This is a genomic window from Neisseria sp. P0021.S006 (assembly GCF_051956895.1).
Window position 1 is genome coordinate 1 of the sequence record NZ_JBQCWZ010000545.1, and the last position, 883, is coordinate 883.

Annotated in this window: 1 protein-coding gene; it reads right to left on the reverse strand. The window is 56.9% G+C overall.

Annotation, left to right across the window (positions count from 1 at the left end; translation table 11 throughout):
- Positions 1–883: RluA family pseudouridine synthase (locus ACTHUM_RS15575; RefSeq protein WP_440403367.1), on the reverse strand; the 883-nt coding region annotated here is incomplete at both ends.

Genomic DNA, 883 nt, shown 5'->3' on the forward strand with positions numbered 1-883 from the left:
GCGCCAATTCCTGCGGCAGGGGAGCTTTTAGGATCAGTTTTTCGCCGGTCAGCGGATGGGCGAGGTGCAGCTCGGAAGCGTGCAGGAACATTCTTTTCAAACCGAGTTTTTGCAGGCGTTTGTTGGCCTGATAGTCGCCGTAGCGTTCGTCGCCGGCAATGGGACAGCCTTGCGATTGTAGGTGGACGCGGATTTGGTGGGTGCGGCCGGTTTTCAGAGTAGCTTCGACAAAGGTCAGGTCGGAAAGGCCGACTTGGTGCAAAAGGCCGTCTGAAAAACGGTTTAACACGCGGAAGATGGTGTGGGCGGATTGGCCGTCTTTGCTGACGCGCACCATTTTTTCGCCTTGTGCGCCGGTGTATTTGAACAGGGGGAGCTTGACGTGGAAGCTGTCGTTCGGCAGTTTGCCTACGCCCAGCGCGAGGTAGATTTTTTTGGGGTGGTCGTTACGGATGGCTTCGTGCAGTTTGACAAGCGCGCTGCGTTTTTTGGCGATCATCAAAAGGCCGCTGGTGTCTTTGTCGAGGCGGTGGACGAGTTCGAGATAGCGGGCTTCGGGGCGGGCGCGGCGGATTTGTTCGATGACGCCGAAGCTCACGCCGCTGCCGCCGTGGACGGCAACGCCGGACGGTTTGTTGATGACCAAAAGCGCATCGTCTTCATAAACGATGTCAAACTCGCGTGCTGGCGCGGCCTGGCTTTCAGACGGCCTTTGTTTTTCGGCGATGCGTATCGGCGGAATGCGGACGGTATCGCCTGCCTGAATGCGGTTGTCGGGTTTGCAGCGTTTTTTGTTCAGTCGCACTTCGCCGGCGCGGATAATGCGGTGGATATGGCTTTTCTGGACGCCTTTGAGGATTTTTATCAGATAGTTATCAAGGCG